At 58.9% G+C, this 21,788-nt stretch carries 23 protein-coding genes and 1 tRNA gene; 6 read left to right on the plus strand and 18 right to left on the minus strand.

Going from position 1 to position 21,788, the window contains the following annotated elements:
- Positions 1-36: 36 nt before the first annotated feature.
- Entirely contained in the window at positions 37-411 is a 375-nt protein-coding gene (locus tag RHSP_RS10805; RefSeq protein ID WP_240535407.1) for a hypothetical protein, read from the minus strand.
- A gap of 171 nt (positions 412-582) precedes the next feature.
- Between RHSP_RS10805 and RHSP_RS34625 the strand changes: the two genes are divergently transcribed.
- The 3 genes from RHSP_RS34625 (at position 583) to RHSP_RS10820 (ending at position 2,524) form a co-directional block, all read left to right on the plus strand.
- On the plus strand, positions 583-1,011 hold the full coding sequence (locus RHSP_RS34625) for a hypothetical protein (protein WP_004116274.1): 429 nt from the start codon (positions 583-585) through the stop codon (positions 1,009-1,011).
- On the plus strand, positions 984-1,772 hold the full coding sequence (locus tag RHSP_RS10815; RefSeq protein ID WP_037151151.1) for an XRE family transcriptional regulator: 789 nt from the start codon (positions 984-986) through the stop codon (positions 1,770-1,772). The genes RHSP_RS34625 and RHSP_RS10815 overlap by 28 nt, the downstream gene beginning before the upstream one ends.
- 368 nt (positions 1,773-2,140) lie before the next feature.
- Positions 2,141-2,524 (plus strand): hypothetical protein, encoded by a 384-nt coding sequence (locus tag RHSP_RS10820; RefSeq protein WP_004116277.1) that lies wholly within the window; start codon positions 2,141-2,143, stop codon positions 2,522-2,524.
- Between the two features lie 3 nt (positions 2,525-2,527).
- Here the strand turns inward: RHSP_RS10820 and RHSP_RS10825 are convergent, their stop codons facing one another.
- The 6 genes from RHSP_RS10825 to RHSP_RS10855 all read right to left on the minus strand — a co-directional run bounded on the left by RHSP_RS10825 (position 2,528) and on the right by RHSP_RS10855 (position 9,037).
- Positions 2,528-3,190 (minus strand): response regulator transcription factor, encoded by a 663-nt coding sequence (locus tag RHSP_RS10825; protein ID WP_037151155.1) that lies wholly within the window; start codon positions 3,188-3,190, stop codon positions 2,528-2,530.
- Positions 3,191-3,193: 3 nt separating this feature from the next.
- Positions 3,194-4,258 (minus strand): sensor histidine kinase, encoded by a 1,065-nt coding sequence (locus RHSP_RS10830; RefSeq protein WP_037151156.1) that lies wholly within the window; start codon positions 4,256-4,258, stop codon positions 3,194-3,196.
- Between the two features lie 115 nt (positions 4,259-4,373).
- Positions 4,374-5,078: an MgtC/SapB family protein gene (locus RHSP_RS10835; protein ID WP_420820090.1), complete on the minus strand. Its 705-nt coding sequence runs from the start codon at positions 5,076-5,078 to the stop codon at positions 4,374-4,376.
- A 523-nt stretch (positions 5,079-5,601) separates the two neighbouring features.
- The gene (locus tag RHSP_RS10845; RefSeq protein WP_004116283.1) at positions 5,602-6,933 is read right to left on the minus strand and encodes an ABC transporter ATP-binding protein; all 1,332 of its coding nucleotides are present in this window, start codon (positions 6,931-6,933) and stop codon (positions 5,602-5,604) included.
- A 21-nt stretch (positions 6,934-6,954) separates the two neighbouring features.
- Positions 6,955-8,715, minus strand: a complete 1,761-nt coding sequence (locus RHSP_RS10850; protein ID WP_004116285.1) for an ABC transporter permease — start codon at positions 8,713-8,715, stop codon at positions 6,955-6,957.
- A 91-nt stretch (positions 8,716-8,806) separates the two neighbouring features.
- Complete coding sequence (locus RHSP_RS10855; RefSeq protein ID WP_004116287.1) at positions 8,807-9,037, minus strand: hypothetical protein; 231 nt, start codon at positions 9,035-9,037, stop codon at positions 8,807-8,809.
- A 469-nt stretch (positions 9,038-9,506) separates the two neighbouring features.
- Here RHSP_RS10855 and RHSP_RS34630 point away from each other — a divergent pair, with 469 nt between their 5' ends.
- Positions 9,507-9,827 carry a hypothetical protein gene (locus RHSP_RS34630; RefSeq protein ID WP_004116289.1) on the plus strand — a complete coding sequence of 107 codons (321 nt, stop codon included), beginning with the start codon at positions 9,507-9,509 and terminating at the stop codon, positions 9,825-9,827.
- 1 nt (position 9,828) lies between these two features.
- On the opposite strand, the gene RHSP_RS10865 is transcribed toward RHSP_RS34630, so the two are convergent.
- Positions 9,829-9,904 (minus strand) — tRNA-Ile (locus tag RHSP_RS10865).
- A gap of 225 nt (positions 9,905-10,129) precedes the next feature.
- On the opposite strand from RHSP_RS10865, the gene RHSP_RS10870 reads away from it, so the two are divergent.
- Entirely contained in the window at positions 10,130-10,813 is a 684-nt protein-coding gene (locus RHSP_RS10870) for an SIMPL domain-containing protein (protein ID WP_240535413.1), read from the plus strand.
- Positions 10,814-11,037: 224 nt separating this feature from the next.
- Here RHSP_RS10870 and RHSP_RS10875 read toward each other — a convergent pair whose 3' ends face one another.
- The 4 genes from RHSP_RS10875 to RHSP_RS10890 all read right to left on the minus strand — a co-directional run bounded on the left by RHSP_RS10875 (position 11,038) and on the right by RHSP_RS10890 (position 12,982).
- Positions 11,038-11,382 carry a hypothetical protein gene (locus RHSP_RS10875; RefSeq protein ID WP_004116292.1) on the minus strand — a complete coding sequence of 115 codons (345 nt, stop codon included), beginning with the start codon at positions 11,380-11,382 and terminating at the stop codon, positions 11,038-11,040.
- 256 nt (positions 11,383-11,638) lie between these two features.
- Entirely contained in the window at positions 11,639-11,944 is a 306-nt protein-coding gene (locus RHSP_RS10880; RefSeq protein ID WP_004116294.1) for a hypothetical protein, read from the minus strand.
- Positions 11,945-12,115: 171 nt separating this feature from the next.
- Positions 12,116-12,541: a secondary thiamine-phosphate synthase enzyme YjbQ gene (locus tag RHSP_RS10885; RefSeq protein ID WP_004116295.1), complete on the minus strand. Its 426-nt coding sequence runs from the start codon at positions 12,539-12,541 to the stop codon at positions 12,116-12,118.
- 87 nt (positions 12,542-12,628) lie between these two features.
- Positions 12,629-12,982, minus strand: a complete 354-nt coding sequence (locus RHSP_RS10890; protein WP_004116297.1) for a DUF1428 domain-containing protein — start codon at positions 12,980-12,982, stop codon at positions 12,629-12,631.
- Between the two features lie 143 nt (positions 12,983-13,125).
- Between RHSP_RS10890 and RHSP_RS10895 the strand changes: the two genes are divergently transcribed.
- Positions 13,126-13,518: a GNAT family N-acetyltransferase gene (locus RHSP_RS10895; RefSeq protein ID WP_004116300.1), complete on the plus strand. Its 393-nt coding sequence runs from the start codon at positions 13,126-13,128 to the stop codon at positions 13,516-13,518.
- Between the two features lie 419 nt (positions 13,519-13,937).
- Here the strand turns inward: RHSP_RS10895 and RHSP_RS10900 are convergent, their stop codons facing one another.
- The 6 genes from RHSP_RS10900 to rpoD all read right to left on the minus strand — a co-directional run bounded on the left by RHSP_RS10900 (position 13,938) and on the right by rpoD (position 21,557).
- Positions 13,938-14,669: a B3/B4 domain-containing protein gene (locus RHSP_RS10900; protein ID WP_004116303.1), complete on the minus strand. Its 732-nt coding sequence runs from the start codon at positions 14,667-14,669 to the stop codon at positions 13,938-13,940.
- An 81-nt stretch (positions 14,670-14,750) separates the two neighbouring features.
- A complete protein-coding gene (locus tag RHSP_RS10905; protein WP_037151170.1) occupies positions 14,751-15,557 on the minus strand; it encodes an AraC family transcriptional regulator in 807 nt (268 codons plus the stop codon).
- Positions 15,558-15,661: 104 nt separating this feature from the next.
- Positions 15,662-16,642: a DMT family transporter gene (locus RHSP_RS10910; RefSeq protein ID WP_004116309.1), complete on the minus strand. Its 981-nt coding sequence runs from the start codon at positions 16,640-16,642 to the stop codon at positions 15,662-15,664.
- Between the two features lie 136 nt (positions 16,643-16,778).
- On the minus strand, positions 16,779-18,329 hold the full coding sequence (locus tag RHSP_RS10915) for a DUF930 domain-containing protein (protein ID WP_004116313.1): 1,551 nt from the start codon (positions 18,327-18,329) through the stop codon (positions 16,779-16,781).
- Positions 18,330-18,598: 269 nt separating this feature from the next.
- Positions 18,599-19,414, minus strand: coding sequence for an APH(3')-II family aminoglycoside O-phosphotransferase (locus tag RHSP_RS10920; RefSeq protein ID WP_420820091.1), 816 nt, complete (start codon positions 19,412-19,414; stop codon positions 18,599-18,601).
- Between the two features lie 82 nt (positions 19,415-19,496).
- Entirely contained in the window at positions 19,497-21,557 is a 2,061-nt protein-coding gene (gene rpoD / locus RHSP_RS10925; protein WP_037151173.1) for an RNA polymerase sigma factor RpoD, read from the minus strand.
- Positions 21,558-21,788 lie beyond the last annotated feature (231 nt).

Raw genomic sequence — 21,788 nt, forward strand, 5'->3', positions numbered from 1 at the left:
GACGATGCGTTCGCTAGTTCCGTTGCGGCAAAGGAATCACGCCATATTCCCAGAAGCAGAAACCGCGGGGTCGGGCGATCTTGGTTTGAAGAAAGCCTCCGCTTTTGAAATCGCCTCGACTTTTGCGCCATCGCGCAGCATGGGCGTGTTGAGATAGGCGACCATCGCCTCCCCGGCGGCAGCCTTTGCGGCATCCGGCGTGGCAAAGACAATGGGTTCACCTCGCCCGTCTTTGAGGATCTCGTTCGTCGCCCGGTGAACCTTGCGAATCCAGCCGAGATGTCCGCCGGCAACCGCCTCAGTTCCAATTTGAAATTCATTCATAGCAACCTCCCCCAGCCGGCAAGGCCAGGCCTGTATGTTGGGTTTTTGATTGGTTTCGTGGGACAGCATCACTGCCTTCAGCGTCATTCCGTCGGGCGTATTGGCCTTACCGCGCGGTTGGTTCCAGCTCCGGTCAATCGAAAGTGAATCTGGTCGCCCTCAGGGGCCCCGGACTCGTCTTCCGGGCATCCGGATACCAATCTGCAGACGATTGCCTTCAACTCCGCGAGCATGAAGCCAAGGAAGAGTGTCACCCCGATGCAGGCCAAGAAGCCCTCAAGCATTTCAATCATGAGAACCTCCCATGTAGACAGGCTGTTCGGCCTCAAGCTCGGAACCGAGCGTCTCGGCCGGCGTCACGGTTGCGTTGCAGCCTTCACAATGCAGCTCGATGACTTCGGCAATCGACAAGGCCCGATGACACGCCGGGCAACCCCAGAAATGGTCGAAACCACCTGCTTGGACCTCCAATCTCCTGCCTCGCTTATTCGCAATCATGCCACCACCCTTCCAAATTCACCGCCCAACGAACGTCGGACGAGCCTTCATGCCGGCGCCGCAGCGAAATACGCTTCGAGCACCTTGATAAACACCAATTATGTTGATAATACTATTCGTGTCAACATGATTTATGTTGATAATTTTGCGAGGGTCGGAAAATGCAAAAATCAATGGGCGAACGACTGAGGGCGGCGCGCGAAGCCGCAAATTATCCATCGGCAACGAAAGCGGCGGAAGCGCTCGGGGTGAGCCTCTCCACCTATCGTGCCCACGAAAACGGCCAGAACGAGTTCAGCGCCGAGATCGCCAATCGCTATGCCAAGAAGTTCGGCACAACGGCTGGCTACCTTCTGACGGGAGAAGGCTCACATAAGGTGGCGCGCACGATGCCAAACATCGTCACCTCTTTCGATCCGGACGAGCAAGACAACGAGGGATTTGCCGAGGACGGAGGGGAGCTTAGCTACAGTCGCGAACATTGGCAGCCGCAGATCGCCGGGGCGACGCCCGAAGTAGATGTCAAGCTTGGCGCCGGCAGTGGTATCGTTGGCGAAGTCATCAACCTTCCCGTCGGTTCCGGGAATGTTGCCGGGCATAAAATCGTGGCGGAATGGCTCATTCCGACTGGATATCTGCGGAATGAGGCCAAGGCCTCGCCGAACCACACCATCATCATGGAAGTGATCGGCGATTCCATGCAGCCAACCTACATGCCCGGCGATCGCGTCATCGTCGACCTCTCGCAGAACCAGATGACGACGGACACCGTCTATGCCATCAGCGACGGCTACTCCGAGCCGCAGATCAAGCGCCTCCAGCGTGTTCCGTTCAGCCAACCCGGCGAGGTCAAGATCATCTCGGACAACCCGGCGCTGGAGACTTTCACTGTCGAGCTGGAACGCCTGACGATCATCGGCCGCATTTGCGGACACATTGCCCGCAAATAGGAAATCGGCACCTCGGCAACCCGGCTGTCGTGCCAAACCCACGTTCATTGTCAGAACACCGGCTGCCGCAAGCCGAGAACATCTTTGGTGCTCTTTAAACATAAATCATGTTGACATAAATCGTGTTTAGTGCCAATTTTCCCAGCAGAGCCATTTGGCACTGGAAGGAATGAGCCCGAGCAAGCCTAAGAAATCTTGCCCGAAGTCAGCGAAACCCGACAGAGCCATTAATAGCGATTTGAAGGGAGAAGACTGCTAATGCATGCCAAGACCAGTACTGCGACCGAACCCGCGGAAGCGTCTAAAGTGAGCGGATATAAAACTGGACGTGAAGCGCAATCAGCATCGAACGAAGAGATGGGAAGATAATGACCCAGATCGCGGCTTTTTCCTGCGAATATTCGTTCGATGAACTCTCCATCCGCCTCTGCGACCGCTGGGAAACCGGATTGCTGCTCTATGGCCGCGCCGAATTGACGTCGGCCGGAGCTGACTATGAAGATGAGTTTTATGTTTCGGCGATCCGGCTGGATGGCGGAGCGCGGCTGGCAAGGCCAAATGCCCAGAGCGCGGCTAGCAACTTCGAGTCGGAATTGTTTCGACGCATAGCCGCTGTCATCGAAGACGATAGAACGCACCCGGGCCGTCACGCTGCCGAGCTTTTCGCGGATGAGTTGGAGCAATTCAGAGAAGCCGATTGCGATCAAGCCTACAAGATTGGGCGGGAACGGGTCCTCGAGACCTCTGCATAAAGCCTAGCGCGCCCGAGGCGCTGCGCCGCCGCCCTTCCCGTCACTGGTCGCTTCGGACAATCCGAGGCTATCTGCCATTCTGATGAGGTCGGCGATGGAGTCCGCCTGCATCTTACGCATGACCTGGCCGCGATGGACCTTCACGGTGATCTCGCTCAAACCGATTTCGGCAGCGATCTGCTTGTTCAGGAGGCCGCGCGCCACCAATGCCATCACCTCACGCTCGCGCGGCGTCAGCGAGGCGAAATGTTCGTGAAGATTGAGCGCAGCGGCTTCCTTGTGAAGGCGAGCGCGATCCACATCCAAAGCCTGCCGGATTGCGTCGAGAAGATCCTGTTCCCGAAAGGGTTTTAGAAGAAACTCCACCGCGCCGGCCTTCATGGCCCGCACGGACATCGGCACATCGCCATGGCCGGTGAGAAAGATGACCGGCGTCAGATAACCAGCCTTCGCAAGCTCATCCTGAAAATCGAGACCGCTCGCATCCGGCATTCGGACGTCGAGGACGATGCAGGCCGGGCTGTTCGAACGCTGATGCAAAAGAAAATCGCGCGGCGAGGCGAAGCCCCGCGTCTCATAGCCGACGGAACGCAGGAGACTATCCAGCCCGTCGCGCACGGATGGATCGTCGTCGATCACATAAACGGCCGGTCGCTGCTCTTGCATATTCTATCCTCTTGCCTTTCCGTTCACTGGCAGGGTGAAGCCAAATACGGTCCCGTGCGGGAAATTCGGTGCCGCATAGACGGCACCACCATGCGCTTCGATAATCGACCGGCTGATTGCGAGCCCCATTCCCATGCCATTCGGCTTGGTCGTGTAGAAAGCTTCGAATATCCTGCCGAGCCTGGCCGGCGCCACACCAATACCTGTGTCGCGCACGCTGACCGTGATCTTGCTTTCGGCGGCGGCAGCGCTGACGAGCAACTCACGGGCCTCCGCGTCGACATCAGCCAAGGCTTCAATCGCGTTCATGACAAAATTGAGGACCACCTGTTGAAGCTGCACGCGATCGCCGGAAACGAATGGCAGATCATTCGCCAGCTCGGTGCGAAGAAGGATCTGGTTCTTCCGGATTTCGCCGCGAACGAGCTCCAGCACATCGCCAATCGCCTCGATCAGATCGAACATATCGCGCGAAGGAGACGACCGCGCGACGAGCTTGCGAACACGAGCAATGACATCGCCCGCCCTGTCAGCATCCTTGACGATCCGCTCGATGGCCCGCCGTGCCTCCTCCTGATCGGCAGGCGTAGCCGCAAGCCATCGAAGCGCGGCATTGCCATTCGCCGTGATCGCCGTGATCGGCTGACTGACTTCATGGGCAATCGATGTGCCAAGCTCGCCGACAATCATCAGGCGCGACATCCGCGCAAGTTCGGATTGCGCCTCTCTTGCTCTTGCATCAAACGTCTCGATCCTGATCGCCAGATAGGTCGTGGCACCGATGGCAACCAGGCTGAGAATGCCGTTGATCAAGCCGGCGTGGGAGGCGCCGTGGCGTGTCAGAAAATAACTCAGCACCGTAAGGACCGCGCAGACAAAGCCGACGACCGCAATCGCTCCGGTTCGCCCGAAATTGACCGATAGCAGGATCACCGAGACATAGAGAACGGCAAACGCAATCTCCAAATCCGTGATAGTGTCGCCGATAAAGATGAGGCCAGCAAGAACTGCGATGCCGAGCCAGAGCAAAGGCATATCGAAAAGATATTTCAGAAACTCGCGTCTCATGCCTATGGTCCTATCAGCGTTTCGGCACGTAGCGTGCGCGAAAGGCAAACTGCCTCAGCCAACGTGCGAAAACAACCGCAGCCTTCAATCGCCTCATCAGCCTATAGCAATGATTTTATTCAACGAGAGCCTCGGCCCGCCAGCGTGCGGCCGTCACCTGCGGCTCAAGACTGAGCCGGCCGACGATGTGTTCGAGCACGGCATCTTCACGGTGATCGGCGGTAACGATGGCTGCCACCTCCACCCGGTCGCTATCTTCGATATTGACGCTGTCCAGTTGCTGAAGATGCAGTTTGGCTGAACCGAGCCCCTGAAGCATCAATGCACGAACATGAGCCTCACCCTCATTCCGGCAAACCGTGGTCACCGTATATCGAACGATAAGCTCCGTGGTTGCTATGGATTGCCGGGCAATCACTTGGATCAAGGGACGCAGCGCCAGATTGACCAGGATGACGAAGGCCGTCGCAATCAGGGCGTGCAATGGATAGCCAGCACCGGCCACAAGCCCGACAGCAGCGGAGCACCAGAGCGTCGCGGCGGTATTCAGACCCCGAACATTGAGCCCTTCCTTGAAGATGACGCCGGCTCCAAGAAAGCCGATCCCGGAGACGACTTGCGCCGCCACCCGGGTCGGGCTGCCATCCCCTGGAAAGAGGCTCGCAAAATTGACGTATATGGCCGCTCCCAAGGCGACGAGCGTATTCGTCCGCAGGCCGGCAAGACGCTGCCGCCACTGCCGCTCGAAACCGATAATGGCCCCGAACACGAAGGCCGTACCCAGATTGAGAGCGATTTGATCAAGTTCGACGGTCATGATTGTCGTTCCCGGCATAATGATTAAGGAGACGCCGGCGTTGGCTGCGCCGGAGAATGACAAGGCTTTTTCGATTGAGGCACGCTGCCAAGCGAAGCAGCGCGCGCGTCTGGTTCACGGAGAGAAAGCCGCGGAAAAACAGCCAAGTAGCCCATCGCATGAGCCAGTGCGCACCCCATAGGAGTGCCCGCATGGCGGCCAGTCCAGCATGATCCTTCAGGCGCGCCAATCGCGTGCGGACGCACTTCCTTCCACCCAAGTGCCGAGGCTTTCCATTGCCGGGCTTGTTTCGGCTATTCCTGCTGCAAGCCTCCAGAAAGCGGCCAAGTTCTTCGCTGTCCCTGGGCATGACGATCCATCCCGCAGCCGGAAAGGCCGCGCGAGCGCAGATCGCCAGCTGTGACGATCAGCCGGAATCCCCTGCGCTAAGTCCTGCCTTGGCTGCTTATCAAGTTCAAAAATATGATGAGGCCGGTCGCCGCCTCAGCCGGCGGCGGCCCCGCTGCGTAACATTCGACAGCGTGTCTCAACTCGGGTTCTCCAGCGTGAACAGGTCCGCATTCTCGTCGTAGGCAAAATATTCCGCGTAGCGGGCCCAGTTCGTGACCGCCTTGATGGTAATATCCGCGTAATCTTCCGACATGTAATCCTCGAGCTCGTCGCGGAACCGCCGCGCCGGGGCGCGATGGGTTGGGCGCTCGTCGAGCACGCGGCGGATATGCGCAGCTAGCGGCACATAGGTCGCCAGATGCTGTTCGAAAAGCTTCTTGCGCTCGTCGACATCGCTGTCGGAGAAACGCAGGCCTGCCGCGGTCAGCTTGATGTCACCCCCTTCGAGATCGGCGAAGCGCAGGAGCTGCAGCGTTTCCGCGACGGGGAAAAGATCATTGATGCCAAGATGCAGATGCGTGGCCAGCGGCGGCAGGTCGGCCTGACCACGATAAGGCTCGGCGGCAAGCGTCTCGATGAGACCCGACATCAGGTTGGTCGACACCCGAGGCAGTTCCATCGCGATACCCGTCCCGGGGAAGAGACCTTCGCGGGTCGGCACTCCGGTCTTCGCCGTCATCCGCGCGTATATGTCTTCGACCAACATGCGAAATGCCGGGTCGAGGCGGTTGCGCGGCTGCGGCAGATCCACCTTGATTTCAGCGATCACACGACCGGGATTTGATCCGAAGATCAGGATGCGGTCGCACATTAGCACAGCTTCTTCGATGTTGTGCGTTACCATCAGAACCGACTCGATCGGCATGCGCCCTTCGCACCACAGGTCGAGAAGGTCCGTACGAAGCGTTTCCGCGGTCAATACGTCGAGCGCCGAAAAAGGCTCATCCATCAGCAGCACCTTGGGCCGAACAACAAGCGCACGGGCAAGGCCGACACGCTGGCGCATGCCGCCCGACAACTCCTTCGGATAGGCGCTTTCGAAGCCGTCGAGACCGATAAGGTCGATGGCGGCCAGCGCGCGCTTGCGGCGCTCCGCCGCAGCGACACCCTGGGCTTCGAGACCAAGTTCGACATTCTGCAGCACGGTCAGCCACGGGAACAGAGCGAAGCTCTGGAAGACTACGGCAACGTCGGAATTTGGTCCAACCACCGGCCGGCCTTCGAAGGTGATGTCACCTTTGCTCGGGCGGATCAGACCGGCAATTGCGCGCAGCAGCGTGGACTTGCCCGAGCCGGAGCGACCGAGCAGACCGACGATTTCATTCGGATAGAGCTGGAGGTCGACATTGTCGAGCACGACGAGCGAACCCGAAGCGCCTTTGTCGTATGTCTGGCAAACCTGCTTGGCCAGAACCAGCGGTTCGCCCCTTGCGATATCGGCTTTCTTGGAGACGACAGCGTTTTCCATGTTCATTTCTCCGATCTGTGATTAATCGAGACGCAGGCGACGTTCAGCGAAGACGTAGAGCGGCCGCCAGAGCGTTCTGTTGAAAAGGGTGACGAAGATCGACATGACGGCAATGCCGAGAATGACTCGCGGAAAATCGCCCGCTGCGGTCGCCTTCGCGATGTATGATCCGAGCCCAAAGGCTTCGAGCTTCGTATCTCCCCAGCTTGCCAGCTCAGCGACGATGCTCGCATTCCAGGAGCCGCCGGAAGCCGTCAGTGCCCCGGTGACGTAATAGGGGAATATTCCCGGCAGTATCGCGCGGCGCCACCAGGTCCACGAGCGGAGCCGGTAAACCGCCGATGCTTCGCGCAGATCGGTAGGGAAAGCGCTTGCCCCGGCAATCACGTTGAAAAGAATGTACCACTGCGTACCCAGCACCATCAGCGGCGACAGCCAGATGCTGGGGCTGGCACCCGTGGCAACGATCGCAATCACCGCAACCGGAAAGAGCACATTTGCAGGAAATGCGGCGAGAAACTGCGCAATCGGCTGAACCCGCTCCGCAACAGCCGGTCGCAGGCCGATCCAGACACCGAGCGGGACCCAGATCAGGCTTGCGACCGCAATCAGAACCACCACGCGGGCAAGGGTGACGAACCCGCCGGCAAAGGCGATCCAGACATCGGCCCACGACAGCGTCTGGCTGAGATAGGATGCGATGACCCAGATGCTCCATGCGCCAATGGCGGCGATCAGCGAGAACCAGCAGAAATCGATAAGTCCGCTGACAGCACTCTGTTCGCCCCGGCTCTTCGCAATCGCTCTCGGCGCAGACCGGAACCGCAGCAGAAACAATGCGTTCCATACCGCGGCAAATGGCGCGGTCACATGCTTCAAAAGGCGTGTGCGGCGGATCAGCGAATAGACCCAGGAACGCGGCTTCTGCTGGCCGGCGGTCTGCTCGAAACGGAACTTGTCTGCCCAGGCGACGATGGGGCGGAAGAGCAGCTGATCGTAGAGCAGGATCACGATTGCCATCGCGAGCACAGCCCAGCCGACGGAAACGAAATCCTGTTTGTCGATGGCAAGCGCCAGCCAGGAACCGAGGCCCGGAAGCTGCACGGTGGTATCGCCAACCGTGATCGCCTCCGAAGCGACGACAAAAAACCAACCGCCGGACATCGACATCATCGTATTCCAAACGAGACCAGGCGCCGCAAAGGGTGCCTCCAGCCGCCAGAAGCGCTGCCAGGCGGACAGGCGGAACCCGCGGCTGACTTCATCGAGATCGCGCGGCACCGTCCGTAGCGACTGATAGAAGGAAAAAGCCATGTTCCATGCCTGGCTGGTGAAGATCGCAAAGATCGAAGCGCACTCGGCCCCCATCTGGCTTCCGGGAAACAGGCCCATGAAGAAGGTCACCGTGAATGTAAGGAAGCCGAGTACCGGCACCGACTGCAGGATGTCGAGAGCCGGAATGATGATCTTTTCGGCGCGCCGGCTCTTCGCGGCAAGCGTTGCAACCACGAAAGTGAAGATGAGCGAGGCAACGATCGCCGCCATCATGCGCAGCGTCGTGCGCAGCGCATATTCAGGCAGATAGGCAGGATCGAGCGAAATCGGCGCAGTGGAGAGGCTCGATAGCGGCGCCCGCATCTCGCCCACCCCATGAAGGGTGAGATAGGCTGCGGCAGCGATGAAGGCGAAGGCGGCGAGATCGTAGCCATTCGGCAGGATGCGTGCGCCAGCCAACGCGGCAACCGCACTGCGCTCGCGTCGATCATTGGCAAGGAAAACCATGCATAACCCCTTGAAAACAGGATGTTACCAGTAGTGCGCATCCGCATTGCGCTGCATTTGCAACGCCGCGGGATACGCTTGACGGAAAGGTCTAGGCCGCTCGACGACTGTCATCCTCATCGGAGACGGCATTGCCTTCGGTCGTCCAAAAGCACTCCTGCTTCCCTGTCTGGGGATTGGTGTGCCAGACGGCGACCAGGCGCGGACGTCGCGAAGACGTGGTCCAGACGGGCGACGGCGAAAAAGCCGCAGCAGCCGGGACAGGTGCGGTGGAAAACTTGGTTGCGAATCTGCGTTCGCGGAAAAGAATGACGTTGTTCATGGCTCACCTCCATGATCTGCTTGTCGGCAGATCCGTGGGCGAGCCGAACAGGACAGGCTATGCCGTACCGTCGGTCGCCCGGCGATTGCCGGAAGCGGTCCAGGTTGTTGCGATAGCCATCCGGATGCGGCTCGACGCCACAACCGGACAGCGACTAGGGTAGCTGTCCATTTGCTTCTTGTTCTGTTGTTTCGTTAGCCGTTGCAGCTTGTTGCGCAGGCAGAGCCGTCTTGTCACACCCCTCCTGGAGCGTCAATCAAGCGATGGTGCAGTGCAACTATACCAAGGTATAGGCTTTGAAATTTCGGAGCCATCGAGCTTTGCCGTTCGCACAAAAAAACATGACTTTAGGGGAGTTTAGGGCGCTGGCGGAACTTTAGGATCGCCGACCTTGCGGAACGGTTTTTGTCGGAAATTCCCGATTGGTCCGTATGGCTCCTGCATTCAACCCGTGAAGAAGCGGCCGTCCATGGCAGCCCCAAATAGGCCGACCTTCGATTCCAGCTGCCGCCAGGCACAAGATGCGCTCGGCCAGTTCCAGGCCTCGCCAGACAATATCGACCGGATGTCCGATCCCAGCCTCGCAGACAGGCTTTCGGCCGCAAATTCGGCAATGCTGCGCCATAGCGACAAGGCCTGCGTCTTTGTGCGCGGGGTCAGCAAAACCAATCTCGATTTCGAAGTCGACCGATGGCTGTCACGCGTCCCGCCAGGGCGCGGCGACATAAGGTCTCTATTGCTGAGGTTCATAAAAGGGCGGGTTTCTGAGGACAGTGTCAGAGCGATGTAAATGGTGGGCCCGGAGGGACTCGAACCCCCAACCAAGCGGTTATGAGCCGCCGGCTCTAACCATTGAGCTACAGGCCCGGCACGAGAACAGGATTCCCGCGCTAGAGGCTCCGAAGCAATGGTTCCCCGGAAGCCGACTTGGCTCTAACCCAATTTCTCTTTTCGGACAAGGGACTGCCGTAATACCTTCACAATCAATCAGCAAAAGCGAAACTCGAGGGATTATCAACCAAGGAACGAATGATGCTACGGACGAAAACCAGAGATTTTGCTCTTGCCGCTCTTGTCAGCGCCACTTTCTTCATGCCCGCCGCCACTGCCTTTGCCGAAGATGCCAAGCCCCACGAAGCGGTCATCACGGTCACCGGCGAGGGACATGCGGCAGTCGCGCCCGACATGGCGGTGGTAACGCTTGCAGTCGTCCAGCAGGCAAAGACGGCGCAGGAAGCACTCGAGCAGAACAACAAGGCCTTGGGCGCCGTTCTAGTGACGCTGAAGGAGAGCGGCATCGCCGAGCGCGACCTGCAGACCTCGGGTTTCTCCGTCCAGCCGCAATATACCTATCCGAACGAAAAGGATGGTCACACCCAGCCGCCGGTCCTGACCGGCTATCAGGTGACAAACGGCCTGACCGTTCGGGTGCGTGATCTCTCCAAGCTCGGCGGACTGCTCGACCAGGCGATCAAGCTCGGCATCAACCAGGGCGGGGATATTCAGTTCACCAACGACAAGCCGAACGCCGTCCTTGAAGAGGCTCGCAAGATGGCAGTCGCCGATGCAGCCGCAAAAGCGAAGACTTTGACGGACGCTGCCGGCGTCAAGCTCGGCCGCGTCATCGCAATCCATGAAGGTGGCGTCGCCGCCCCGCCGCAGCCCTATATGCGCGCCATGGCTGCCGCGGCCCCGATGGACAAGGCCGTTGCCGTCGCCACCGGCGAGAACGAATACAACGCGTCGGTGAGTATCACCTACGCGATCCAGCAGTAACTAAAACAATTCCAGGAAAAGTGCGCAGCGGTTTTCCGTCCGGAATTGCGGGAAACCAGAAGATGGAGCGGTTCTCGGATCTCGCGAAGAACCGAACCACTCCAAAACAAAACCGCCCTTCGCCCAGATCCCTTGAGGTCGAGCAAAGGGCGGTTCCGCGGCCCCCGCCAATAAGGCGAAAAGGTCAGAAAATGAAGAACGGGCGCACTTGGCGCCCGTTGTGTTTATCGGCGACCGAGCATCGGGCAGCCGCGAACATTGGCAAACATCATCGTATCGGGACCGCGACGACCGAAGCCATCAACGACGACACGACGCGGCGTTACATCCACGACACGGGCGCGGCGCAGGCCATAGCTGCGGGCGACATCCAAAGCCTCACGCGGATCGCAGCCACGGCGACGATCGAAACGCGGCGGCGGGTTGTCGTAATCCGGCGGTGGCGGCCGATGACGGCCCGGACCGACATAGATGTCCAAGTTCTGTGCGGAAGCGAAATCCGCCGTGCCGGTCAGCGCAGTAACTGCGATGGCGATGGCGACCCCCAACTTAGCCAGCAATTGTCTCATTCTGTTCTCCATAGTGCAAAAAGGCTCCTCCCTCTTGCCAGCAACATATGCCGAGCGAGTGCCCATGAGGTAAAGGTGCGATACTGAACACGCTCAGAATCGGCCATTCATCCATTACTCAAGTACAATGAACGCCAAAGCTACACCAGACGTTCGATGATAGCACAGCTTGATAAAACAAGGCCGCCTCGCTTGCCGAGGCGGCTTCGGATCTACCGAATAGGTGTGGAAAACCTGGGCAATCCAGTTACCGCCATTAGCGGCGGATGAGCGGGCAACCCCGCACGTTGGCGAAAACGATCCGATCCGGACCGCGACGGCCGAAACCTTCGACAACGACACGGCGCGGCGTGATATTGTCGATGCGGGCGCGGCGCATGCCCATGTCGCGCGCCTTCTGAACAGCCAGAACCGGCGAGCACGAACGGCCGCGATAGTGCTCGTAGCGAGCCTGCTGGATGCCAGGATGGAAATCATTGGCCGATGCCGTGACAGCGGTTGCAGAAATGGCGCCGAGCGCGATGAGTGCCGCAATACCTGCTTTGGCAAAAAGATTGGTCATGGGTGTTTCTCCTTCTAATCCTTGCTGCGGATTGTTGCCATCCCGATATCCGGCTCGACGCCTTTGGGATTGAGGACACGTTATGTCGGTCAAGCTGAACCGAACGCGAACTGGTCATTCAGATTGTATTCATGGCGGTTAACGATCGGTAAACGGCAGAGTTGCAGCAGATCAGGCGGAAAGATGCAGGACGATTTCGCGCCGGTGCGGCCGGTCGCGATGCTCGAAGAGATAGATTCCCTGCCATGTGCCGAGCGCCAGGCGGCCATTCATGACCGGAATGCCGATCGAGACTTGCGTCAATGCAGCCTTGATATGCGCGGGCATATCGTCCGGCCCCTCCGTCGTGTGCACGATCCAGCGCATCGACGGATCGGAACACGGCGGCACCAGCCGGCGGAAGAAGGCGTTGAGGTCCGTCTTCACATCGGGATCCGCATTTTCCTGGATTAGCAGCGAGCAGGATGTATGCCGTACGAAAACGGTCAAAAGCCCCTCGCCGCCACCGGCCGCAGTCCGCGTGAACTGCGCCGCCTGATCGGTGAACTCGTAAAGCCCCTGACCGCGAGTGGCCAGCGTGATGACAGTTTGCGGCATGGCTTTTCCCGACAATGGCAATGGCAATGGCGATCCACATCACCTCGGGCGCAACCGCCGCATTGTCAAGGCCGCGCAGTCTGGCACCTATGCTTCGACAATAATGCGGAAGCCGCCGTAGATCATGCGCTTGCCATCGAAGGGCATGTTCTGCATCTCGTCCTTAAGGCGAGGATCTGCCATGACTTTTTCCAGGATCTCGTCCCGGCTCTGCCTGGATTCATAAGTGATCCAGGAGAAAACCACGACTTCATCTTCCGTCGCCTGGACTGCACGCGGGAAAGAGGTCAGTTTGCCATAGGGAACGTCATCTCCCATCGCCTCGACATAGCTGAGCGCGCCATATTCCCTCCAGACCTTCCCCGCCTTGTTCGCCAGCGTTTTGTAAGCCTCGATCTTGTCTTTCGGCACAGCGACAATAAAACCATCGACATAGGACATTTCCATCTCCTTTGCTCTATGTTCGCGTTCGAAGGACGATCGACCGCGGCAATATCCGACATAGAGCACACACTTTCTTTGGCCACCTAGCGCCTGCCCGGGGCGCGGCGGAAGTAGCGGTACTGCCAGCCGGGAGGATACACATGCAAATTGAATTCAGAGATGACCCAGATCCTGGAAACGAAGCCCTAAATACGCTCTGGGCAAACGCATGGGATGCCCGCTCCGCTCGGGATTTTTCGCCGATCCTGTCGCGAAGCCTCGCCCATGTCGGCGCATTTGCAGGCACTCAGCTGGTAGGTTTTGTGAATGTCGCCTGGGATGGCGGCATTCATGCCTTCATTCTCGACATCTGCGTGGATCGCGAATTTCGAAGGCAGGGCATCGCAAGCGGCCTTCTCCAAAGGGCGAAGATCCTGACTCGCGACCGGGGCGCTGAATGGCTGCATGTGGATTTCGAACCGCATCTTATCAATTTTTATCGCCGCACCGGTTTTGCGCCTACCGAAGCGGGCCTGATGAGACTGCGCGATTGAGACCACATCATGATCTTTCGAGAAAGTATCAGGCGGATGCACGAGTTTGCAGGTGCAGCCGGTAGCCCGCAGCCGTCAGTTGGTTCTCGATAAGGCAGCACACCAGACTTCCCTTAGAGATACGGCGCGCAACCAGTGAGCGGTGCATGAGCGCGGAGCCCCGTCCCGGCACGGCCAAGCCGGATCGCTAGATCAAGACCGCGGGACTGAAAGTCCGGGCACTGACAGCCGAAGGCCATCTTGAATTCGATATCCGGATGCCAGTGGCAAAAAATCCGGCGATCGAGATGTCAGCCGTTGGCTGGAAAACTCCGGGGAAACAGAAACTGCGATACCTCGAACCGGCACCCTTGCACGGAGAGACACGCTTCAGATGTGCCAGAAACTCCTTGCCTTGGTTCGTTCAAATGTGCCGATTGTCACGTTCGATGTTGTCTCAACTGGAGATTCCCCTCGGCCGATAGATCAAATCGCGGCGACGACGAACTGAGTATTCCTCGTCTGGTCTGCAACGACCAGACGGCAGCCAGCTCAGCCGCAATCGCATCGATCAGGCGCGGTACGTCGCGGCTTGCCGAGCCGTGCAAGGCCTCGGCCACGATCAGCACGGATCGCGTATCCTCGCGCACAGCGGAAAGACCGCTTTGCCGGTTGGTCCAGCGTCGGGCATGAGCTTGTCCGGCCGTGTCTGCGAAGATGACCTCACGGGGTTCCGGGTGCTCTGTCTCGCCGGAAAAGGTCAGATAGGACTCGCTGCCGTGCGCATGGCGCACCTCAAGATCGCCCGAGACCTTTTGACGGTCGAAGACGGCGACGGGAATGGCGAAGGCGATGGAAACGGCATTGCAGAGATCGACGAGGGGATGCAGCCGCGGCAGCGATCCCTCCTGGCGAAAGCGACGCAGCAAAGCCTCCGAAGCGCAGCGATATTGCGTGGGCTTCATTCCCATTTTCGAAAAGGCACGCCGCCAGGCTTGAATTTCCGGCATTTCGCTTTCGCCGCCCTGCGCCAGCCGCTCAGCAGCGACTGTATGATAATGGGCCACGCGTTCCGTGACGGTGACATCGGCGGTGATTCCTTCGGCGAACAATACGCCGGGAACCAGCTCTGGAAACTCGCTCCACATCTCGTTCGAATGACGGAAATACATGACTTCTCCTTCTGCAGTCTCGCTTGGCGTTGCAGAAAACCTCGTCATCGTCGCGCGGTCTTGAATGAAATTGCAGAGGTATCAGCAGGCCGCCGCATAGGCGCCCGGCGAAAGGCCGAAATTGCGCACGAAGAGCCGCGTCATGTGGCTTTGATCGGCAAAGCCGCAGGCAAACGCCACTTCGGCCAGCGGCGTGCCGACCGCGATCAACCGCCGAGCCTCCTGGATGCGTCGCTGCAGCAGATAGGCATGCGGCGTAAGCCCCGTCGCCTTGCTGAATGCCCGCAGGAACTGGAAATGGCTTAGCCCGCAGACGTCGGCGAGTTCAGCAAGAGTGAGTGGTGCTGCAGGATCATCGTCAATCAGTTCGCGGGCGCGACCGATGGCTGCGGGAACGGCGATATCGCGCGGCCCCTGTGCCCCTTCGCTCATGACGGCGGCAACGAGGGACAGCAGCAGCCCATCCTGCAGCAATGCATCCTGCGGCGCGGATTTTCTGGCGAGAAGCGGAAACAAAGCCCTGAACGTCGCAACCAGTTCAGCATTCCGAATGACGGGAGACGGAAATTCGACCGCGCCCATCCTCCCCTCGCCAATGTCCTTCAAGAGATCGGCAATGACGCGCGGATCGAAATAGAGCATCGACCATGCCCGGCTGTCACCGACAGGCATGCCGTCATGCACCTCGTTTGGATTGACGCTGATGATATCGCCGGCCTCGGCCTGCACCATCCCTCGCCCGCTGAGCGAAGCCTGGGCACCAGCCTCGACGAGACCTATGCCGAACTGATCATGCGTGTGTTTGGGAAAGCTGTGCCCCGTTTCCGCCTTCACGGCTTCGATGCTGGCCAGCTGAGTGCGGAATATCCTGAATTGGCCGGACCTCATCCGTGTCGCATCCCCAACGAGATAGCATCCCTGCCTGGGATGCTGGCGAAGCTTAGCGCGGTGCCGTGATGGCTGGCAATCTCGATTGGACACGATCATGCTTATTATCTTTCCGGTGCTTCGGCCCCATCCTCCTGCGTTGTCGCCAAGGCCGCCTGCGTATTGCCGGCGACTGCTGCTGGCAGCGGCGTGCCGCGCTTTCGCTCGCGCGCCAGCGTCAGCAGACCGGAAAAGATGATGAGGAGGATGCCGAAAGCCATGGGCATATCGATGCTATCGTTGAACAGAAGATAGCCGAAGACGATCGCCCAGAGCATCTGGCTGTACTGCGGCGGCGCAACCAGATTGGCCGGAGCCATATGAGCCGCGTTCATCAGCAGCACGTTGCCGAGTGCGCCCAGCAGGCCGTAACTTGCCAGGAAGATCCATTGCGTCGCAGTCGGCGCTGTGACTTCCGAAAGCATGAGGAAGCCGCTGACAGCAAGCGTGCCGAACAAGCCGGCGCCATAGAGCGAGATGCGCTTTTCCTTCGACCCCAGCGCGCGATTGATGACGATCGAAATCGCGGCGGCAAGGCCACCTATCGCGGCACAGAAATGGCCGACCGAGAGCTCGCGAAAACCTGGGCGCAAGACAACCAGCACGCCGACGAAACCGAGAATGACCGCCGTCCAGCGCTGCCAGCGCACATCTTCCTTGAGGAAGATCACCGAGAGGATCGTCACGAAGGACGGCAGCAGGAACAGCAGCGCAAAAGCTTCCGCCATCGGCAGCTTGGTGAAAGCAATGACCGAGCAGATGGCGCCGGTCGCGCCGCAAATGAAGCGCAGCAGCCACATCGGCCGGTTCGAAGTCTTCACCATATCGAGCCAGGCATCCTCCCGCCTCTTCAGGAAGGGCACGGCCGCAAAGCCGAACAGCGCCCCGATGAAAGCAACCTGGTAGGAGGGAACCGCGCCATGTAGAATCTTGATCGAGGCATCGCTGAAGGCAAAGACGGCATAGGCCGAAAAGGCCACGAGAACACCCCGCAAGGCGGAGCGGCCAGCGGCCGCGGAACTGGAATCGGCTGTAATCGAGGACATTGGAATCATGGAAAAGTGCGACGGGAGGGCACTGAATCAGTAGGATACAGGCAATTGTATGATGAAATGATCAGAATTTCGATTGGGCTGGAAATAAACTATTGTTTCAGAGGCGTCTGATGCCCTACCCGACGGACTAATTCGTTGGGAGATTAAGGCTTTTCCATTGATCTTGCGGTATGGAGGCACCAAGGCGGTACGCAAAGGATACCACCCTCATCGCTCCAGCATCGACACCGCATTTTACACCAACATAACGATAACCATCAGACGTTCGATATACCGCCTTGTCCGTCTCTATACTCCGGTTGGCGCTTCGGTTCTCCGAAGCGCTTGGCAGGCCAAAACGAAGTACATGCAACCCAGCAGCATTAAGCTGAGCTGCACCCTCGGCGTTGCAAAGCTGACTCATCCGCATCTGTATAGAAAGTTCCTTCCACTGGGCCAAAAAGCCTTTTGGAAGTCGAGCAAGCTCGTTCGCTGAGTAAAATCGCTTAGCTTGAATAAACGGTCCTGCAGAAGCGGCTGCACCCATTTTTCCAGATACGACAACTCTGGTCTTCTGTTCTCCTTTATTAGGCTTGGAAGCAGAAATCTCCCGTCGCCGCTCGGACATTGGCTCAACAATCAATCCCGTGCCGCTCTGTTCGCCCGCGGTGCCGGAGGAATCATTGTCGTGGCTCACTTGAGGCTGCCCGGAAGTTGTGATGCCCGGCAAGGCGATTTGTGGAGCGTCGCTGTTGGTATTAGCCTTAGTTTCTGCCTGTGTTCCCACAGCCGTCTGATCGAGCTGTCGCTTCTCCTGCGGATCGACTTCGGTTTCCGATGGTAAGTCTGTCGCAAGCAGTTCCGGCTTCGATGTCGAAGCCGTGTCATCTGACGGGTGAGAAGTCGACGAAATAGCACTCGACTGATGGGGCTCACTTTGTACGGTCGACGCTGAACTTTGCGATTGAGACCTGAAAGCCTCATTAGGTGACATAGAATCCGCGAGCTGCGAGATCTTGTCATTTTCTGCTGCTTGCTCGGCAACAGATGACGCGTTGTTATTGGTGGTCGCCGATGCTGTGGACTCTTCTAAAGGTTGGCTATCGTTTACCCTGGGCGATAGCGTCGCGTTCTCCACACTAGGCGTATCGGCTTCTTTCGGTGATGACGAAGCCTCCTTGCTCGGCTCCTTTTCCTGGGAATTGGCTGTCGACTTTGGAGAAGCAGCGGCCGCCTGCTTAACTTCAGGATTCGCTGATTTCCGGTCTGAAGGCTCACTCTTTGCGTCGGCAGGCTTTTCTGCGGCAGACGGCCGCTTCTCCGCCTGCTCTTCAGGCTTATCGGCTTTGGCCTCAGCAGATTTTGCCGCAGGCTTCTCTGCCTGCTCCTTGGCTTGTGGGTCGGATTGCTTTGGCGGCTGTTCGTCCGATTTCTTTCCCTGAGGCTGCTGCGGCTCCTGCTGGGCTTCGGCCGTCTGCTGCGCCGGTTTGTCGTCAGGCTTTTGCGTCGGCTTCGGAGGCTGGTCGGGCTTCTCGTTCGCCTTCGTCGCAAGCTCCTGCTTTTCCTGCTGCTGCGGCACGAGTTCGACGTTGACGCTCTGCTCGAGCTTCGCCTGCGGCGGTGCCGGCAGCAGAGGCAACAGGAAAATGGCGACAAACAGGACGTGCAGAAGGATCGACAGGACAAAGCCCGGCCTCATCTCCTTATCCCGTTTTTCCGCAACCCTTTCCATCGTTCAGCGGACGGCTCGCGAAGAGAAAGCAATCAAGAAGGCATATCGCATCGAATCATTCGATCCTTACCGGCAAACAGATCAGCGAACTTTCAGGTCACCGACATATGGTATCCGACAGCACGTCGGGAAAGGGGCAGGTGCCGAAATCGAACTTGTCAGGCCTCCGCCCAATCCGCAATGGCGCAAAAACAAACCTGCAAGATCGCATGGCTCGAAAAACGGCGCATCCACCGTTAGAAGAACTCGTCCAGCAGCTGATAATAGGCCATCTTTTCCGCCTGCGGCTCAAAATCGCCATAGGCCTTTAGAAACTCGGCAAGCAGATCGCTTCCGAAATTGCGTTCGATGCTGCCGCAGGCAAGCGCGATATCCTGATGGCGATCGGCAATGCCGAGGCGGCCGCAGTCGATATAGCCGCTGAACTCACCATCCTCGGCCATGAAGTTCGGAAGGCAGGCATCACCATGGGTGACGACGAAATCCTCGGTCGCCGGCCGGCGCTCTTCGAGTTCGCGGAAAAGATCCTGCGCAGATCTTCCCAGCCTTTCGTCGTCGAAGTCATCCTCATCGACACGACCGGCAAGCAGATGTGCCTTTGCCTCAGCAACCTTGTTGTCCAGGCGATGATCGAAGGGGCAGCAGGCGATATCGACATCATGCAAGCGCCGCAAAGCATGCGCCAACAGGCGCACGCGCTCCGCCGGCGACATCCCCTCTTCGCTGACGAGATCCGCGCCCCGAAGCGCGCTCATCAACAACCATTCACGCTCTTCGTCTCTCTCGTGGGCGATGACCTGCGGGCAGGCAAAGCCCCGCGAAGCAAGCCAGCGCAGCCTCGCAACCTCCCCCGGCAATTCGCTCAGGGGATGGACAAGCTCGGTCTTGAGGTAGACGGGCGCGCGGCCATCGGCTTCCAGCCGGAAGACATGGGCCGACGAGCGGCCGAGCGCATCCTGCCGCCATTCGTACCCAACCAGCATATCCCGCAGCCGTGACGGCAAAGATAGTTCGAAAGCCTGTGGTTTGCTTGCCATGGCCAAAACCTCAATCCCGATCTGATTTCAATGGAAAACCCGGCTCGCTTTCGCAAACCGGGTTCGATTTCGTGACAATGCCGGCTTGCGGCAGATGTCAGCTGTCGAGGAAGCTTCTGAGCTTGCGCGAGCGGCTCGGATGCTTGAGCTTGCGCAGCGCCTTAGCCTCGATCTGGCGGATACGTTCGCGAGTGACCGAGAACTGCTGGCCCACTTCTTCGAGCGTATGGTCGGTGTTCATACCGATGCCGAAGCGCATGCGCAGCACGCGCTCTTCGCGCGGCGTCAGCGATGCCAGAACGCGGGTCGTCGTTTCGCGCAGGTTCGCCTGGATGGCGGCATCGATCGGCAGAAGCGCGTTCTTGTCCTCGATGAAATCGCCGAGATGCGAATCCTCTTCGTCACCGACTGGCGTTTCGAGCGAGATCGGCTCCTTGGCGATCTTCAGAACCTTGCGCACCTTCTCGAGCGGCATGGCGAGCTTTTCGGCCAGTTCTTCCGGCGTCGGTTCGCGGCCGATTTCATGCAACATCTGGCGCGACGTGCGAACGATCTTGTTGATCGTTTCGATCATGTGCACCGGAATACGGATCGTGCGCGCCTGGTCGGCGATCGAACGGGTAATCGCCTGACGGATCCACCAGGTGGCGTAGGTCGAGAACTTGTAGCCGCGGCGGTATTCGAACTTATCGACCGCCTTCATCAGGCCGATATTGCCTTCCTGAATGAGGTCGAGGAACTGCAAACCGCGGTTCGTGTATTTCTTGGCGATGGAGATGACGAGGCGCAGGTTGGCTTCGACCATTTCCTTCTTTGCGATACGAGCTTCGCGCTCGCCCTTCTGAACCATGTGAACGATACGACGGAATTCCGAGATGGAAATGCCGGTTTCGGTCGCGAGGTTCTGGATCTCCTGGCGGATGTCGCGGATCGTGGTGTTTTCGCTCTTGGCGAATTCCTTCCAGCCGCGGGCTGCCAGATTGCCGATCGACTTCATCCAGTTCGGATCGAGTTCTGCGCCCTGATACTGCTCCAGGAAGCTGTCGCGCTTGACGCCATAGGATTCGGCAAGACGCAGCAGGCGGCCTTCGTTCTGCACGAGGCGCTTGTTGATGTCGTAGAGCTGCTCGACGAGGGCGTCGATGCGGTTCTGGTTCAGCGACAGAGACTTGACCGACTTGACCAGCTCATCCTTCAGCTCCTTGTAGCGGCGCTCCTGCGCCGACGACAGCGTGCCGGAGGCCGACAGGCGCTGCTCGACCTGCTGGTCCTGCAGCTTGCGCAGCTTCTTGTAGGTTTCGGCGATGGTGTCGAGCGTCAGCATGACCTGCGGGCGCAGTTCGGCTTCCATAGCAGCCAGCGACAGGCTGGACTCGTCTTCGTCTTCTTCCTCTTCCTCGATCGGCAGGCCCTCGCCACCGACATTGGTAATGTCGTCCTCGGAGGAGCCGCCGCGGCCGCGACGGGCCTTTTCCTTCTCCTCGGCAGCCTTGCGGTCGGCCTCGATCTTCTCGGGGCTCTGGAACTGCGGGGCCGCCTTGGCTTCAGGACCGGAATAGGTGGTTTCGAGATCGATGATCTCGCGCAGCAGCGTGGTGCCTTCGTTGAGTTCGTCGCGCCAGATAATGAGCGCCTGGAACGTCAACGGGCTCTCACAGAGGCCGCCGATCATGGTCTCGCGGCCAGCCTCGATGCGCTTGGCAATCGCGATTTCGCCTTCGCGCGACAGAAGCTCGACGGAACCCATTTCGCGCAGATACATGCGCACCGGATCGTCCGTGCGGTCGGTCGGCTCTTTCTTCTTGGTGGTCGCAAGCGCGGAACCCGTCGAAGGAGCCAGTTCGCCGCCTTCGCTGTCCTCATCGCCGCCGGCATCGTCATCGTCGTTGGAAGCAGCACCTGCCTCTTCGACATCCTCGTCCTCGATGACGTTGATGCCCATGTCGGAGAGCATGGCCATCGTGTCTTCGATCTGCTCCGACGTCACTTCTTCGGAGGGAAGAACGGCGTTGAGTTCGTCCATCGTCACGTAGCCGCGCTTCTTCGCGGCCTTGATCATCTTCTTGACCGCGTCATCGGAAAGATCGAGAAGCGGGCCGTCGGAGGTGCCGTCGCGTTCGACTTCAGCTTCTTCGTTCTCTTTGACCTTTGTTGCCATCTCTATATCGTCGCTTTCCCTGACGCTGCAAACTTACATGCGGTAGAACATTTCAATCGAGCCGGCGCGCCCTGCGCCAGCCCCGACTCACCGACAAACACCTACGGAATGATCTTTAATGCCCGATTAACCACGATCGCCGCTACCGGAGTGCAAAGCTGGATTGCGTCTAGGTTTCCGGCCATGGTATCAGGTGATCCGCTCGATCCAGTCTTACCGTTCTTTCCGAAG

Origin of the sequence: Rhizobium freirei PRF 81 (genome assembly GCF_000359745.1) — a bacterium.
In the GTDB taxonomy this organism is placed as follows: Bacteria; Pseudomonadota; Alphaproteobacteria; order Rhizobiales; family Rhizobiaceae; genus Rhizobium; species Rhizobium freirei.